This is a genomic window from Sphingomonas silueang (assembly GCF_040049155.1).
Taxonomy (GTDB): Bacteria; Pseudomonadota; Alphaproteobacteria; order Sphingomonadales; family Sphingomonadaceae; genus Sphingomonas; species Sphingomonas silueang.
In genome coordinates, this window is record NZ_JBDZDK010000032.1 from 28,183 (window position 1) to 41,735 (window position 13,553).

Consider the following 13,553-nt stretch of genomic DNA (forward strand, 5'->3'; position numbering starts at 1 on the left):
ATTACCGATTTTTTCCGCGCCGGTCTGAAAGCGCGCGGGAGCGGCAGGCCGGTACCGCCCCGAAAGCGCTCAGCCGGTGAATCCGGGCAGCGCGGCCCGCCCTGCCTCGATCGCCACCGCCTGGATCGGCGGCTTGGCGGGATCGACCTTCACCATCAGCCGCCCGCCCGCAGGCGCATCGCCCAGCGCCACGCCGTCGCGGGTGATCGAGAAGCCGGGCGCCCCCGCCTCGACCATGATCGGATCGCCGCGGCGGATCACCGGTTCGGCCTTCGCCGGTACGGCGGCGGCGACCGGCGTCGGGGCGGGCGCGGCGATCGGCGTCGCGCGGCGGACGGGGACGTAGATCTTCCACGCCGGGGCCATGCAGCTGACCACCACCGCGTCCTGCCGTGCCGAGAGCCAGCCGAACTGCGGCATCGCGCATCGCGCGAGCCGGAGGCGCGGATCGACCGGCATCGCCGCGCCGCCCTCCATGCCGATCGCGACCCCGGTGAATTGGGCGACGGCGGTGTCGAGCTGCGCGGTCGACTGGAACTGCTGCGCGGCGACGGGCAGCGCCATGGCGAGCAGCGGCAGGGCAAGGAACGGGCGGATCATCGGGTCACTCCATCTGTCGGGGCGGCAGGCGGCGGTTGCCGGTCGGCAACGCCTTGCCGCTCGCCCGCAAAGCCAAGGTCGATACGGACGTGCCGCCCGCCGGTGGCGGGGGCGGCAAAGCTGATCTGGCCGGGGCGCACCGCCCCTTGCGCCACCAGCACGGCGGCGACCGCGCGGGCGCGATCGGCAGCGAGGATCGCGCCGCTGCCGGTCGCGGGATCGGCGTCGCCGTCGCTCGCGCCGGTCAGCGTGACGGCGATGCGCGGATCGCGTGCCGCCTCGCGCACCTCGGCGACCAGCGCGCCATAGGATGCGGGCAGGATCGCCGATCCGGGCGCGAACCCGTCCAGCGCCAGCGCGGCGACGGCCATCGGCGGGGGGGGCGCGTCGAACGCGGCGCGGATGCCCGCCGCCTGCGCGGTGCGATCGCTCCCTTGCGTCGCATGGACGAACACGAAGAAGCCGACCAGCAGCAGCGACAGATCGGCCAGCGTCGTCAGCCACAAGGGCCGCCCGGCGGCATGCTCGAAGCGCGACAGGTTCATTCCGCCGCCTCGCGGAACTGCGGGCGTTCGCGGCGGGCCAGCGCCACCAGCGGGCCTTCCAGCCGGGCGCGCTCGAACGCCTCGGCACGCGCGCGGGCGCGCAGCCGCCCGGCCAGCGGCATGCCGACCAGCGCCGCCAGGATCGCGCCATAGAGGGTGGCGAGCAGCGCCATCGCCATCGCCTGCCCGATCGCCGCCGGATCGGTCATCGCCATGAACATGCGCACGAGGCCGATCAGCGTCGCGACCATGCCGAGCGCGGGCGCGAGTTCGGCGACCGCCGCCCAGGTGTCGGCGGCGGCGAGGTGGCGTTCGGCGCGCGCCGCGTTGCGGTGGCGCACCAGCGTCTCGACCTGCGCCGGGCCTGCGCCGTCCACGACGGCGGCGATCGCGGCGGCGATGTCGGGGTCGGCGATGCGGGACTTGTCGAGCGCCATGACCCCGTGCCGCCGCGCGATCCGTGCCAGCGCCGCGATCTGTTCGAGATGCGGGTCGGCGACGAACGGCGCGCGGCCGACGGTGGCGACGGCGCGCAGCGCCCGGCCGATCACGGCGAGCGGGGTGCGGATCAGGATCGCGAGCGACGTGCCGCCCACCACGAATGCGGCGGCGGCGGGATCGGCGAAGGGGGCGAGCGTGGCGAGCATCGGCGCTCGACCAGCAAGGATGGTGCCAGTTTGCGTGCGGCAAGCGCTTGCCGGGCGGGTTGCCGGGCCTGCCGGTGTTGCCTTGCCCGTCATTCCGGCGAAGGCCGGAATCCATGGATACGACACGGTTCGGCTCCATCGATACGGCCCGGGTCCATGAATCCCGGCCTGCGCCGGGATGACCGATGAAACTGGCACGCCCCTTGCTGATCTCCTGCCCGACGCGCTGCGTGCGCCAGAGAGGATCACAGGTCGATGGCTGAAAACAGTCTCTTCGGAATACACGGCGCCGCGCTGGAAGTGCGGGCGCAGCGCATGGGGGTGCTCGCCTCCAACATCGCCAACGCATCGACGCCGGGGTTCAAGGCGAAGGACATCGACTTCCGCTCGGCGCTGTCGGGCGTGGCGCGCGGCGGCGATGCCGATGCGGCGATCGAGCGCAGCACGCTCTACCGCATCCCGCTCCAGGCCTCGCTCGACGGCAACACCGTCGAACTGACTACCGAGCAGACCGCCTTTGCCGAGAATGCGGTCGCGTATCAGACGACGCTCGCCTTCCTCAACGGGCGCATCTCCACCGTCACCCGCGCGCTGAAGGGAGAATAGCGCATGCCCGGACCGATGAACCTGTTCCAGGTCGCGGGCCGCGCCATGTCGGCGCAGCTCGTCCGCATGAACACCACCGCCTCCAACCTCGCCAATGCGGGCGCGGTGTCGTCGAGCGAGGGGGGCGCGTTCCGCACGATGAAGCCGGTGTTCCGCACCAGCTTCGACAATGCCACCGGCCTCGCCACCGTCGATGTCGAGAAGGTCGTGACCGCGGGCGAGAATCCGACGCGGCGCTACGACCCCGGCAACCCGATGGCCGATGCGCAGGGCAATATCTGGGAAAGCGCGGTCGACGAATCGCGCGAGCTGGTCGACATGATGGAGGCCGCGCGCACCTATCAGAACAATGTCGAGGTGATGTCGACCGCCAAGACGATGATTACCGAAACCCTCCGGCTGGGACGCTAGGCGATGAGCTACGACACCACCGTCGCCGCCATGGGCGTCAAGCGTACCGGCACCGATGCCACGAGCACCGCCAGGCTCGGCCAGCGCTCGCTCGGGCAGGAGGACTTCCTCGCGCTGATGACCGCGCAGATGAAGAACCAGGACCCGTTCAAGCCGGTCGACAATACCCAGATGGTCGCGCAGATGGCGCAATTCTCGTCGCTGGCGGGCATCACCGAGATGTCGAGCACGATGAAGGCGATCGCCGACAAGCTGGGCGCGACCACCCCCGCCGATGCGCTGTCGTGGGTCGGCAAGCACGTCCTGACCGAAGGCGCGACCGCATACCCCCGCAGCGACGGCAGCCTGTCGGGCGCGGTCGAGCTGGACGGCGATGCCGCCGCGCTCGACCTGACGATCAAGGACGCGAAGGGCAATGTCGTCCGCGAGGTCGCGATGGGCGCGCAGGCCAAGGGCAGCATCGCCTACGACTGGGACGGCACCACCGATGCGGGCGAACCCGCGGGGACCGGACCCTATACCATCACGGCAAAGGCGACCGGCAGCGACGGCAAGGCCGTGGCCGCGCGCAACCTCGTCTGGGCGCCCGTCACCTCGGTCGGCCTGACCGGCGGCCAGCCGGTGCTGAGCGTCACCGGCGTCGGCCAGGTCGCCCCTTCCGCCATCCGTCAGGCCGCCTGACCCCATTTCCAAGGAGCATCCGCAATGTCCTTCTACACCTCGCTGTCGGGCCTGAAGTCCGCGCAGAACGACATGTCGTCGATCAGCCACAACCTCGCCAACGTCTCGACCACCGGCTTCAAGAAGAGCCGCGCCGAATTCGCCGATGTGATGGCCAGCAACTTCACCCGTTCGCCCACGCAGATGATCGGGCAGGGCAGCGTGATGCGCGGCAACCGCCAGCAGTTCGGCGAGGGCAATCTCAGCCAGTCGTCGGGCGCGCTCGACCTCGCCATCTCGGGCGACGGCTTCTTCGCGGTGAAGGACGGGGCGGCGGGGGCGGGCCTCGCCTATACCCGCAACGGATCGTTCCGGGTCGATGGGAACCAGTATGTCACCGATGCGCAGGGCAAGCGGTTGCAGGTCTATCCGGTCGACGGATCGGGCAACGTCGTCGGCCAGAGCATCGGCGCGCTGACCGACCTGAAGCTCGCCGCCACCTCGGGCACGCCCAAGGCCACCGGCGCGGTGGCGCTGAACGTCAACCTCGGCGCCAAGAGCGCGCTGCCCGCCAAGACGCCGTTCGATCGCTTCGATGCGGCGAGCTACAATCAGGCGACGACCACCACCGTGTATGACGCAGGCGGCACGCCGATGACGCTGACCAGCTATTATGTCCGCACCACCAAGCCGGTGGAGACGGCGGCGGGGGCGACGCCGGACCTGTCGAGCAGTTGGGAAGTCCACAGCTTCATCGGCGACCAGCCGCTGAAGGCGGGCACCGCCACCACCGTCCCGATGAACTTCGACGCGACCGGCAAGCTGACCGCGCCGACCACGCCGACGACCTTCGACGCCTTCATGCCCGCCAGCGGCGTGGCGCAGCAGCAGCTCTCGCTCGACTTCGCCGGTTCGACCGGTCAGGCGACCCCGTTCAAGCTGGCCGGCCAGACGCAGGACGGCGTCGCGGTCGGCGAGTTGCAGGGCGTGGCGGTGGACGAGCAGGGGCTGGTCAAGGCCAGCTACTCGAACGGCGATGCCAGGACGCTGGGGCAGGTGGCGATCGTCAACTTCGTCAACCCCGCCGCGCTGCGCCAGATGGGCGACGCCACCTGGACCGCGACCGGCACGTCGGGCGCGCCGGTCGCCACCGCGTCGGGCGCGAACGGCGCGGGCGACCTGCATTCGGGCATGATCGAGGGATCGAACGTCGACATCACCGAGGAACTGGTCGGGCTGATCGCCGCGCAGCGCAATTTCCAGGCGAATGCCAAGGCGCTCGATACCGCCGGGCAGATCACCGAATCGATCATCAACATCCGTTCGTGATGAAACTGGCATGACCCTTGCTGCGAAGCAGGGGTCATTCGTAGGAGCAAGTCGATGGACCGTCTGGTCTATACCGCCCTGTCCGGCCTCAAGAGCCACCTCGCGTCGCAGGCGGCGATCGCGAACAACATCGCGAACGCCTCGACGATCGGCTACCGCGCCGACCGGGTGAATTTCGAGCGGCTGGTGCTGAAGGGGGCTAACCGCGAACTCGATTCGCGCGCCCCCGCCGCCGAGGAAGTGGTCGACATGGACCGGCGCGCAGGCGCGATCATGTCGACGGGCCGCGACCTCGACGTGGCGGTGCAGTCGGACTCATGGATCGCGGTGCAGGCCGCCGACGGCTCGGAAGCCTATACGAGGCGCGGCGACCTGCAGGTCACGCTGGCGGGCACGCTGGAGACGGGCGATCATTTCCCGGTCATCGGGGTGGGCGGCCCGATCACCGTGCCGCCCTACCAGTCGATCGAGATCGCCGAGGACGGGCGCGTGCTGATCCTGCCGCAGGGCGCCGAGCGCGGCACCCCGCCGCAGGAGATCGGCCAGATCAAGCTCGCCAGCGCCACCGGCAGCAAGACCGCCAAGGGCCTCGACAACCTGCTGCATGTCGAAGGCGGCGGCGCGCTGCCCGCCGACATGACGGCCAAGGTGCGGTCGGGCGCGCTGGAACAGTCGAACGTCAATCTGACGCAGGCGCTGGTCGACATGATCGAGAACCAGCGCAGCTACGAGGTGCAGGCGAACCTGCTGAAGGAGGCGAAATCGATGGACGAGAGCGCCGCCAACCTCATGCGCATCCAAGCATAAAGAGGAGTCACCATGGCAAATGCGGCAATGCACATCGCGCGCACCGGGCTGGATGCCCAGGACATGCGGATGCGCGTGATCTCGAACAACCTCGCCAACGTCAACACCACCGGCTTCAAGCGCGACCGCGCGGCGTTCGAGACGCTCTCCTATCAGGTCGTGACCGCGGCGGGATCGCAGTCGACGCAGGAATCGCGCTATGCGACCGGCCTCAACCTCGGCACCGGCGTGCGGGTGCAGGGCACCGCGCGCATCGATACGCAAGGGTCGCTCCAGACCACCGGCAACAGCCTCGACATGGCGATGGACGGCGACGGCTTCTTCCAGATCCAGCTGCCGGGCGGGCAGCTGGGCTACACCCGCGCGGGCAATTTCTCGCGCAGCGCCGAAGGGCTGCTGGTGACGAGCGAGGGCTATCAGGTGATGCCCGGCATCACCATCCCCGAGGGCACGACCGCGGTGACGGTCGGCAGCGACGGCACGGTCAGCGCCAAGGTCGCGAACCAGACCGAGGCGCAGCAGCTCGGCCAGCTCCAGATCGCGAATTTCGCCAATCCGGCGGGGTTGCAGGCGACCGGCGACAACTACCTGATCGAGACGGCGGCATCGGGCGCGGTCGCGATGGGCATCGCCGGACAGGACGGTCGCGGCCAGATCCGGCAGGGGATGCTCGAGGGATCGAACGTCAACGTCGTCGAGGAACTCGTCGACATGATCGAGACGCAGCGCGCGTACGAGGTCAATTCCAAGATGATCTCGGCCACCGACGAGATGCTGAAATATGTCAACCAGAACATCTGATCGGGCCTCCCGCCCGTTCGTCCCGAGCGCAGTCGAGGGACGTGCCGCAGCCGCGGCGCTCACGACCCGTGCCTCGACTGCGCTCGGCACGAACGGGCTGCGGGCACTGGTCGCGGTCGCGCTGCTGGCGGCAGGCCCGGCAACCGCGCGTCCGCTGTTCGGCAGGAAATTGCCGCCCGAGGATTACAGCGCGACCCGGCCCGAGGTCGCGCCCCCGGTGCGCGTCGCGACCGGCGCGATCTTCCAGGCCGACGACGGCTATGCCGCGCTCTACGAGGGCTGGCGCGCGCGGAAAGTCGGCGATCCGCTGACGATCGTGCTGGTCGAGCGGACGACCGCGTCCAAATCGGCGGCATCGAAGCTCGACAGCGGCGGCGGCTTCTCGATCACCCCGCCCGCCGCCGGGCCGCTGACCTTCGATCCGAATGTCGCCCGTGCGTCGGGCACCCGCAACTTCAACGGCGGCGGATCGGCGGATCAGGCGAACGCGCTGTCGGGCGAGGTGTCGGTGACGGTCGCCGAAGTCTATCCCAACGGCACGATGCTGGTGCAGGGGCAGAAGCGGGTGACGCTGAACCGCGGCGACGAGATCGTCGCGATCAAGGGCGTCGTGCGGATGGCGGACGTGGACGCGAACAACCGCGTGCCCTCCACCCGCGTGGCGGACGCCCGCATCGCCTATACCGGCAAGGGCGACGTCGCCCGCGCCAGCCGCCAGGGGTGGCTCAGCCGCTTCTTCCAGGTCGTCAGCCCCTTCTAGGAACCCGCACCCATGCGCTTCCTCCTCGCCCTTTTCGCGTTCCTCGCGCTCGCCGGATCGGCCCATGCCGAACGGGTCAAGGACCTCGGCCGGTTCCAGGGCATCCGCTCGAACCAGCTGACCGGCTACGGCATCGTCGTCGGCCTGCCGGGGACGGGCGACGACAATCTCGAATATACCGTGCAGTCGGTGAAGGCGATCACCTCGCGCATGGGGCTGCAACTGCCGCCCGGGGCGAATCCGGGGCTCAAGAACGCGGCGGTGGTGATGATTACCGCCGAACTGCCCGCCTTCGCCAAGCCGGGGCAGCGGATCGACGTGACCGTCGCCTCGATGGGCAAGGCCAAGTCGCTGCGCGGCGGCGCGCTGGTGCTCACCCCGCTGCTGGGCGCGGACGGACAGATCTATGCGATGGCGCAGGGCAATCTCGCGGTCGGCGGGCTGGGCGCGGAAGGGGCGGACGGCTCCAGGATCGTCGTCAACATCCCCTCCGCCGGGCGCATCCCCGACGGGGCGACGGTCGAGCGGGTGGTCGACACCGGTTTCGCCACCGCGCCGACGCTGACCTTCAACCTTGCGCAGGCCGATTTCACGACCGCGCAGAACGTCGCCAATGCGATCAACCGCCGCTTCGGGCTGGGCACCGCGACCGCGATCGACGCGGTGTCGGTCGCCATGCGCGCCGCGCCGGGGGCGACCACGCGCGCGATGCTGATGAGCGAGGTCGAGAATCTCTCGGTCGAGGCGGCGGAGACGGCAGCGCGGGTCATCGTCAACGCGCGCACCGGCACCGTCGTCATCAACTCGGCGGTGCGCGTGTCGCCCGCCGCCGTCACCCACGGCAAGCTGAGCGTCCGCATCGACGAGGACCAGCGCATCAGCCAGCCCGAGCCCTTCAGCCAGGGCCGGACCGCCGTCGAACAGAAGAGCGGCGTCACCATCGAACAGGAGATCAAGCCGATGTTCGTCCTCTCGCCGGGGCCGAAGCTCGCCGATGTGGTGAAGGCGATCAACGCGATCGGGGCATCGCCCGCCGATCTGGTCGCGATCCTCGAGGCGCTGAAGGAAGCGGGCGCGCTCAAGGCCGAGCTGGTGGTGCTGTGAGCATCATCGGCGCCACCACCGGCATCGGTGCCGATACCAGCCGCCTGGGTTCGGACAAGAACCTCAAGGCGGCGGGCGAGCGGTTCGAGGCGGTCTTCACCGGCATGATGCTGAAGTCGATGCGCAAGACCAAGCTGGCCGAGACGCTGTTCGAGAGCAAGGCCGCCGACCAGTTCCGCGACATGTGGGACCAGAAGGTCGCCGAGGGCATGGCGGTGTCCACGCCGCTGGGCATCGGCAAGGCAATGACCGATTTTCTCGGGAAAGCGGCTGCGACGAGCACGCAAGCCGCGCCACATTCTGCCGTTACTCCTGAGGAAGGGACCAACGGATGAGCGACCTGCTGTCGATCGGGGCGAGTGGCGTAAAGGCGCATCAGCAGGCGCTGGCGATCACGTCCGACAATATCGCCAATGCCGCGACGCCGGGCTATGTGCGCCGGAGTGCGACGCTGACCCAGGTCGGCGGCACGTCGGTGCGGCTCGGCGGCGGCATGGGTGTGGCGGTCGGCGGCATGGCGCGCGCGGCGGATGCGTTCCGCACCGCGCAGGTGCGGCAGGCGGGCAGCGACCTGTCGCGCACCGAAACCGGCATGGTCTGGCTGGAGCGGATCGAAACCAGCCTCGGCGGACAGGGGCTGGACGCGCGGCTCGGCGACTTCTTCAACGCCGCGACCGCGCTGTCGGCCGACCCCCCCGCCGCCGCCCCGCGCGCGGCGATGCTGGAGGCGGCGCGCGGTGTCGCGCAGGCGTTCTCGGGCACGGTGCGCGGGATCGACGATGCGATCGCCGATCTCGACACCGCCGCCGCCGCTGCCGCCACGAAGCTGGAGGAAACCGCCAGCGCGCTGGCCAAGGTCAACGATGGCCTCGGCCGGGTCGGCGACGGCAGCGCGGGGCAGGCGCAGCTGCTCGACCAGCGCGACCGGCTGCTCGAGACGATGAGCGGCCTGACCGACATCGCCGTGCAGTTCGATCCCGCCGGTCGCGCCTCGGTGCGCGGCGGGGGTGCGGGCGGCGCGGTGCTGGTGCACGGACCGGATTCCGCGAAGATCGGCTATGCCCGCAACGCCGACGGGGCTACCACCTTCGTCACGTCGCTGGCGGGCAAGGAAGCGATACTCACCCCCAATGGCGGATCGATCGCGGGCATCGCCGAGGGCGCGGCACGCCTTGCCGAGGCGCGCGGCGCGGCGGTCACGCTGGCGGGCGAGTTCGTCAAGGGCGTGAACGAGAATCAGGCACGCGGCAGCGACCTGAACGGCAGGGGCGGCGCGGCGATGTTCGCGCTGGAGACCGGCGGCACCGTGACGATGACCCTCGCCGACCCGGCGGGGATCGCCGCCGCCACCGCGGGCAAGGGCGCGCGCGACAACGGCAATCTCGCCGGGCTGTCCGCCTTGCGCAATTCGGGCCGGTTCGAGGCGCGCACCGTAGCACTTCAGGCCGCCAACGGCTCGGCGCTCGCCGCGCGCAAGACGGTGGCGGAGGCGCAGGGATCGATCCACGACTCGGCGGTCGCCGCGCGCGACGCCGCATCGGGCGTGAACCTCGATGCCGAGGCGATCAACCTGATGCGCTTCCAACAGGCCTATCAGGCGTCGAGCCGCGTGATCCAGGTCGCGCGCGAGACGCTCGATACGCTGCTCCAGATCCGATAGGCCCACCCATGCAGATCTCGACCGCAGGCTTCTATCGTCGCGCCGCCACGCGGATGGCCGACCTGAACGCCACCACCGAACGGCTGATGACCGAGATTTCGACCAGGAAGGTCAATGTCGCCTCCGACGACGCGACCGGCTGGACCCGGCTCGGCGGCATCGCGCGCGACGAGGCGGCGGACGGGGCGTACAAGGCCAATGTAACGCTGGCGCGCGGGCTGCTGGCGCAGACCGACACCGCGCTGGAGGGCGTGTCCGACCGGCTGGTGCGGGTGCGCGAGCTGGCCATCAACGCCAACAGCGGCACGCCGGGCACCGACGGGCGCGCGGCGATCGCGACCGAGCTGGAGGCGATCCGCGACGATCTTCTCTCGCTCGCCAACAGCAGGGACGTGCGCGGGCAGCCGGTCTTCGGCGGCACCGGCGAGGCGGCCTATGCGAAGGCGGCGAACGGCAGCATCGCCTATACCGGCACCGCCGAGGTGGCGAGCGTGCCGATCGGCACCGATTCATCGGTCCAGGTCGGCGCGGACGGCGCGCGGGTGTTCGGCGGCGCCGACGGCACCACCGACGTCTTCGCGATGATCGCCGCGCTGTCCACGGCACTGCGCGATCCGCAGGCGAACCTGCCGCGGGCGGTGTCGGACGCGCTGGAGGGCCTCGGCAAGGTGGAGACGCAGGTCACGACCGCGCGCGCCTCGACCGGTGCCCGCGCCGCGCGGCTGGAGGTCGAATCCGCCCGGCTCGACACGGTCGCCCTCGACCGTGAGGAAGCGCGCGTCGCGATCGAGGCGACCGACGTGCCGACCGCGATGGTCGAACTGCAACAGACCATGCTGGTGCTCCAGGCGACGCAGGCGAGCGTGACCAAGCTCGCGGGCATGTCGCTGTTCGATCACCTGAAATAGGGGCAGGTGCCCCGACTCGGGGCTACGGTAACCATTTCTCGACCTTCGTCGTGAATAACCGGGAAAGCATGATCGCCACGGGCTGCGATCCACTCCAAGGGGGCTAGTGCCACATGTTTCCGGCCATCGGTTTCGTCGTCCTGATCGCGATGGTGTTCGGCGGGTTCGCGATCACCGGCGGTGCGCTCGGCCCCGTCATGCACGCGCTGCCGCACGAGATGCTCATCATCGGCGGCGCGGCGGTCGGCGCGCTCATCATCGGCAATTCCGGCAAGGAACTGAAGGCGATGGGCGGCGGCTTCATGAAGGTGATCAAGGGCCCGAAGTACAAGAAGCAGGATTATCTCGACGCGATCTTCCTCGTCTCCAAGCTGATGAAGATGCTGCGTGCCGAGGGGCCGATCGCGCTGGAGCCGCATGTCGAGGACCCGAAGTCCTCGGCGATCTTCTCCGAATATCCCCGGCTGATGGCGGACCACACGCTGGTCAACCTGATCGCCGACACGCTGCGCCTCGTCGTCGTCTCCTCGGGCACGCTCGACGTGCATGCCGTCGAGGAGGTGATGGACAATGCGATCAAGACCCACCACCACGAGGTGCAGGGGCCGCAGGGCACGTTGCAGGGCCTCGCCGACGCGCTGCCCGCGCTCGGCATCGTCGCCGCGGTGCTGGGCGTGGTCAAGACGATGGGGTCGATCGACAAGCCGCCCTCGATCCTCGGCGGCATGATCGGATCGGCGCTGGTCGGCACCTTCCTCGGCGTGCTGCTCGCCTACGGCATCGTCGGCCCGCTCGCCACGCGGTTGCAGCAGGTGATCGACGCCGATGCCGCCATCTATCACGTGGTCAAGCAGATCATCATCGCCTCGCTCCACGGCCATCCGCAGCCGCTGGTGATCGAGGCGGCGCGATCGGGCATCGCCCACCACAACCAGCCCGGCTTCGCCGAGGTGTTCGACGGGCTGCGCGGACGGTGATGGGGCTTTCGTCCGGCTGCGCCGGAGCGGCACCGGCCCGCTCCCCCACCCGACCACCCAGCCAGGCTACTCTTGTGGGTGGTCGGGTGGGGGAGCGGGCCGGTGCCGCGCGACCGAAGGGAGCAGCATAGATGGCCGCCCGCGCACCGCACGGCAACAACCAGCCGCCCAAGATCATCATCGTCAAGAAGATCATCGAGGCGGGTCACGGCGGCCATCACGGCGGCGCGTGGAAGGTCGCCTATGCCGATTTCGTGACGGCGATGATGGCGTTCTTCCTGCTGATGTGGCTGCTGGGTGCCACCAACGAGAAGCAGCGCAAGGCGCTGGCCGATTACTTCGCGCCGACGCTGGTCGAGCTGAAGCAGAATTCCGCGGGGTCGAACGGCATCTTCGGCGGCGAATCGATCATCGACAAGGACAATTACCCGCACAAGGCGGCGCAGACCGGCACCCGGTCGATGACGATTCCGATCGACGCGACCGGCGGCGTACAGACCGGCGCGGGCGACAAGGGTGCGATGAAGAACCGCCAGCAACTTGCCGCCGAGGACAAGCAGGCGTTCGACAAGATCAGGCGCACGCTCAGCCGCCGGATGCAGACCGACCCGCGCCTCGCCAGGCTGGCGAAGAACGTCCGTATCGTGCCGACGCGCGACGGGGTGCGGATCGATCTGGTCGACAATGCCGATTATTCGATGTTCGCGCTCGGCACCACCGCGCTGGCGCCGGAGGCGAGCCAGCTGATGGGGCTGATCGCCGATACGGTGCGCGAGCTGCCCAACACGATCATGATTCGCGGGCATACCGATGCGGTCGCCTATGGCCGGCCGCAGGATATGAACAACTGGATGCTCTCGTCCGGCCGGGCGGAAGCCACGCGCCGCCGCCTTGCGCTCGGCGGGGTGGGCGAGCGGCGGTTCGAGCGGATCGAGGGCGTCGCCGACCGCGAACCGATGATCGCCAAGGACCCCTACGATCCGCGCAACCGGCGGGTAGCGATCACGCTGCTGTATCAGGCGACGCGCGGGTTCGGCGGGTAAGCCCCGCGCGGCAGCGTTCGTCGTTCCCGCGCAGGCGGGAACCCATAAACGCTATCGTTCCAGTCCGATCGTGACGGCAGCGGCAATGGATTCCCGCCTGCGCGGGAATGACGAAGTGGAATGCTTCAGAAGAACAGCTTGCGGAACGTCAGGCGCACCACCCGGCCCAGCGGATCGATGAACCCCGGCTGGAAGCGGAACGGCACCTCGCCGTCGGCATCGGTCACGCGCTGGCGGGCGTTGAAGACATTGTCGACCGCGATGCTGACCCGGCTTCCCCGCAGCCAGCGGTTGTTCCGCACCAGCGACGGCTGCTGCCCCAGATCGACGAACAGCCGGGCGTTGACCCGGGCGATCCCGCTGAAATCGAGCGACTGGCCGCCGGTCGCGCCGCCGTCCACCCGCGTCCCCTCGCGCCAGTCGACGCCCAGCCGCGCGCCGATCCCGTCGCGGGTATAGCCGCCGTTGAACTGCACCCGGTTGCGTGCCGTACCGCCGTTGTTGGCAAGCGCCGCGCCGTCCAGCAGGTCGAGTTCGGGCAGGCCGGGGCGGATCAGGATCGTGTCGGTGAAGACGACCGTATGGTACAGGCTCGCCTGCCAGCCACCGCCGCCGCCCCCGCCGAAGCCGCCGCCGCCGAAACCGCGTCCGCCGCCGCCGCCGGGGCCGCCGAAGCCGCGGCCGCCGCCCGGCCC

The 13,553-nt window shown here is 69.8% G+C and carries 16 protein-coding genes and 1 pseudogene; 13 read left to right on the forward strand and 4 right to left on the reverse strand.

Annotation, left to right across the window (positions count from 1 at the left end; translation table 11 throughout):
- Positions 1–69: 69 nt before the first annotated feature.
- The 3 genes from ABLE43_RS19840 to ABLE43_RS19850 are packed head-to-tail and all read right to left on the reverse strand — an operon-like array spanning position 70 to position 1,792.
- Positions 70–600, reverse strand: a complete 531-nt coding sequence (locus ABLE43_RS19840; RefSeq protein WP_348979877.1) for a hypothetical protein — start codon at positions 598–600, stop codon at positions 70–72.
- On the reverse strand, positions 597–1,145 hold the full coding sequence (locus ABLE43_RS19845) for an OmpA family protein (RefSeq protein ID WP_348979878.1): 549 nt from the start codon (positions 1,143–1,145) through the stop codon (positions 597–599). Before ABLE43_RS19845 ends, ABLE43_RS19840 begins: the two co-directional genes overlap by 4 nt.
- Positions 1,142–1,792 (reverse strand): MotA/TolQ/ExbB proton channel family protein, encoded by a 651-nt coding sequence (locus ABLE43_RS19850; RefSeq protein WP_348979879.1) that lies wholly within the window; start codon positions 1,790–1,792, stop codon positions 1,142–1,144. The genes ABLE43_RS19845 and ABLE43_RS19850 overlap by 4 nt, the downstream gene beginning before the upstream one ends.
- A gap of 255 nt (positions 1,793–2,047) precedes the next feature.
- On the opposite strand from ABLE43_RS19850, the gene flgB reads away from it, so the two are divergent.
- The 13 genes from flgB (at position 2,048) to ABLE43_RS19915 (ending at position 12,858) form a co-directional block, all read left to right on the forward strand.
- Positions 2,048–2,398 (forward strand): flagellar basal body rod protein FlgB, encoded by a 351-nt coding sequence (gene flgB / locus ABLE43_RS19855; RefSeq protein WP_348979880.1) that lies wholly within the window; start codon positions 2,048–2,050, stop codon positions 2,396–2,398.
- A 3-nt stretch (positions 2,399–2,401) separates the two neighbouring features.
- Complete coding sequence (flgC, locus tag ABLE43_RS19860) at positions 2,402–2,809, forward strand: flagellar basal body rod protein FlgC (RefSeq protein ID WP_348979881.1); 408 nt, start codon at positions 2,402–2,404, stop codon at positions 2,807–2,809.
- Positions 2,810–2,812: 3 nt separating this feature from the next.
- Positions 2,813–3,490 carry a flagellar hook assembly protein FlgD gene (locus ABLE43_RS19865; RefSeq protein ID WP_348979882.1) on the forward strand — a complete coding sequence of 226 codons (678 nt, stop codon included), beginning with the start codon at positions 2,813–2,815 and terminating at the stop codon, positions 3,488–3,490.
- Positions 3,491–3,514: 24 nt separating this feature from the next.
- Positions 3,515–4,798: a flagellar hook protein FlgE gene (locus ABLE43_RS19870; protein ID WP_348979883.1), complete on the forward strand. Its 1,284-nt coding sequence runs from the start codon at positions 3,515–3,517 to the stop codon at positions 4,796–4,798.
- Between the two features lie 54 nt (positions 4,799–4,852).
- Complete coding sequence (locus ABLE43_RS19875; RefSeq protein ID WP_348979884.1) at positions 4,853–5,605, forward strand: flagellar basal body rod protein FlgF; 753 nt, start codon at positions 4,853–4,855, stop codon at positions 5,603–5,605.
- 12 nt (positions 5,606–5,617) lie between these two features.
- Positions 5,618–6,406: a flagellar basal-body rod protein FlgG gene (gene flgG, locus ABLE43_RS19880; RefSeq protein WP_348979885.1), complete on the forward strand. Its 789-nt coding sequence runs from the start codon at positions 5,618–5,620 to the stop codon at positions 6,404–6,406.
- Positions 6,387–7,166 (forward strand): flagellar basal body L-ring protein FlgH, encoded by a 780-nt coding sequence (locus ABLE43_RS19885; protein WP_348979886.1) that lies wholly within the window; start codon positions 6,387–6,389, stop codon positions 7,164–7,166. Before flgG ends, ABLE43_RS19885 begins: the two co-directional genes overlap by 20 nt.
- A gap of 12 nt (positions 7,167–7,178) precedes the next feature.
- The gene (locus tag ABLE43_RS19890) at positions 7,179–8,270 is read left to right on the forward strand and encodes a flagellar basal body P-ring protein FlgI (protein WP_348979887.1); all 1,092 of its coding nucleotides are present in this window, start codon (positions 7,179–7,181) and stop codon (positions 8,268–8,270) included.
- Positions 8,267–8,605 (forward strand): rod-binding protein, encoded by a 339-nt coding sequence (locus ABLE43_RS19895; protein WP_348979888.1) that lies wholly within the window; start codon positions 8,267–8,269, stop codon positions 8,603–8,605. The genes ABLE43_RS19890 and ABLE43_RS19895 overlap by 4 nt, the downstream gene beginning before the upstream one ends.
- The gene (gene flgK / locus ABLE43_RS19900) at positions 8,602–9,930 is read left to right on the forward strand and encodes a flagellar hook-associated protein FlgK (protein ID WP_348979889.1); all 1,329 of its coding nucleotides are present in this window, start codon (positions 8,602–8,604) and stop codon (positions 9,928–9,930) included. The genes ABLE43_RS19895 and flgK overlap by 4 nt, the downstream gene beginning before the upstream one ends.
- 8 nt (positions 9,931–9,938) lie before the next feature.
- On the forward strand, positions 9,939–10,838 hold the full coding sequence (locus ABLE43_RS19905) for a flagellin N-terminal helical domain-containing protein (protein ID WP_348979890.1): 900 nt from the start codon (positions 9,939–9,941) through the stop codon (positions 10,836–10,838).
- A gap of 113 nt (positions 10,839–10,951) precedes the next feature.
- Complete coding sequence (gene motA / locus ABLE43_RS19910) at positions 10,952–11,815, forward strand: flagellar motor stator protein MotA (RefSeq protein WP_348979891.1); 864 nt, start codon at positions 10,952–10,954, stop codon at positions 11,813–11,815.
- A 131-nt stretch (positions 11,816–11,946) separates the two neighbouring features.
- Positions 11,947–12,858: a flagellar motor protein MotB gene (locus tag ABLE43_RS19915; RefSeq protein WP_348979892.1), complete on the forward strand. Its 912-nt coding sequence runs from the start codon at positions 11,947–11,949 to the stop codon at positions 12,856–12,858.
- A 125-nt stretch (positions 12,859–12,983) separates the two neighbouring features.
- Here ABLE43_RS19915 and ABLE43_RS19920 read toward each other — a convergent pair.
- Positions 12,984–13,553, reverse strand: a pseudogene (locus ABLE43_RS19920) (TonB-dependent receptor); the annotation flags it as partial.

Bases quoted from the DNA above. Each gene is read 5' to 3' on its own strand.
- ABLE43_RS19840 (WP_348979877.1), bottom strand. From the start codon at position 600: ATGATCCGCCCGTTCCTTGCCCTGCCGCTGCTCGCCATGGCGCTGCCC.
- ABLE43_RS19845 (WP_348979878.1), bottom strand. From the start codon at position 1,145: ATGAACCTGTCGCGCTTCGAGCATGCCGCCGGGCGGCCCTTGTGGCTG.
- ABLE43_RS19850 (WP_348979879.1), bottom strand. From the start codon at position 1,792: ATGCTCGCCACGCTCGCCCCCTTCGCCGATCCCGCCGCCGCCGCATTC.
- flgB (WP_348979880.1), top strand. From the start codon at position 2,048: ATGGCTGAAAACAGTCTCTTCGGAATACACGGCGCCGCGCTGGAAGTG.
- flgC (WP_348979881.1), top strand. From the start codon at position 2,402: ATGCCCGGACCGATGAACCTGTTCCAGGTCGCGGGCCGCGCCATGTCG.
- ABLE43_RS19865 (WP_348979882.1), top strand. From the start codon at position 2,813: ATGAGCTACGACACCACCGTCGCCGCCATGGGCGTCAAGCGTACCGGC.
- ABLE43_RS19870 (WP_348979883.1), top strand. From the start codon at position 3,515: ATGTCCTTCTACACCTCGCTGTCGGGCCTGAAGTCCGCGCAGAACGAC.
- ABLE43_RS19875 (WP_348979884.1), top strand. From the start codon at position 4,853: ATGGACCGTCTGGTCTATACCGCCCTGTCCGGCCTCAAGAGCCACCTC.
- flgG (WP_348979885.1), top strand. From the start codon at position 5,618: ATGGCAAATGCGGCAATGCACATCGCGCGCACCGGGCTGGATGCCCAG.
- ABLE43_RS19885 (WP_348979886.1), top strand. From the start codon at position 6,387: ATGTCAACCAGAACATCTGATCGGGCCTCCCGCCCGTTCGTCCCGAGC.
- ABLE43_RS19890 (WP_348979887.1), top strand. From the start codon at position 7,179: ATGCGCTTCCTCCTCGCCCTTTTCGCGTTCCTCGCGCTCGCCGGATCG.
- flgK (WP_348979889.1), top strand. From the start codon at position 8,602: ATGAGCGACCTGCTGTCGATCGGGGCGAGTGGCGTAAAGGCGCATCAG.
- ABLE43_RS19905 (WP_348979890.1), top strand. From the start codon at position 9,939: ATGCAGATCTCGACCGCAGGCTTCTATCGTCGCGCCGCCACGCGGATG.
- motA (WP_348979891.1), top strand. From the start codon at position 10,952: ATGTTTCCGGCCATCGGTTTCGTCGTCCTGATCGCGATGGTGTTCGGC.
- ABLE43_RS19915 (WP_348979892.1), top strand. From the start codon at position 11,947: ATGGCCGCCCGCGCACCGCACGGCAACAACCAGCCGCCCAAGATCATC.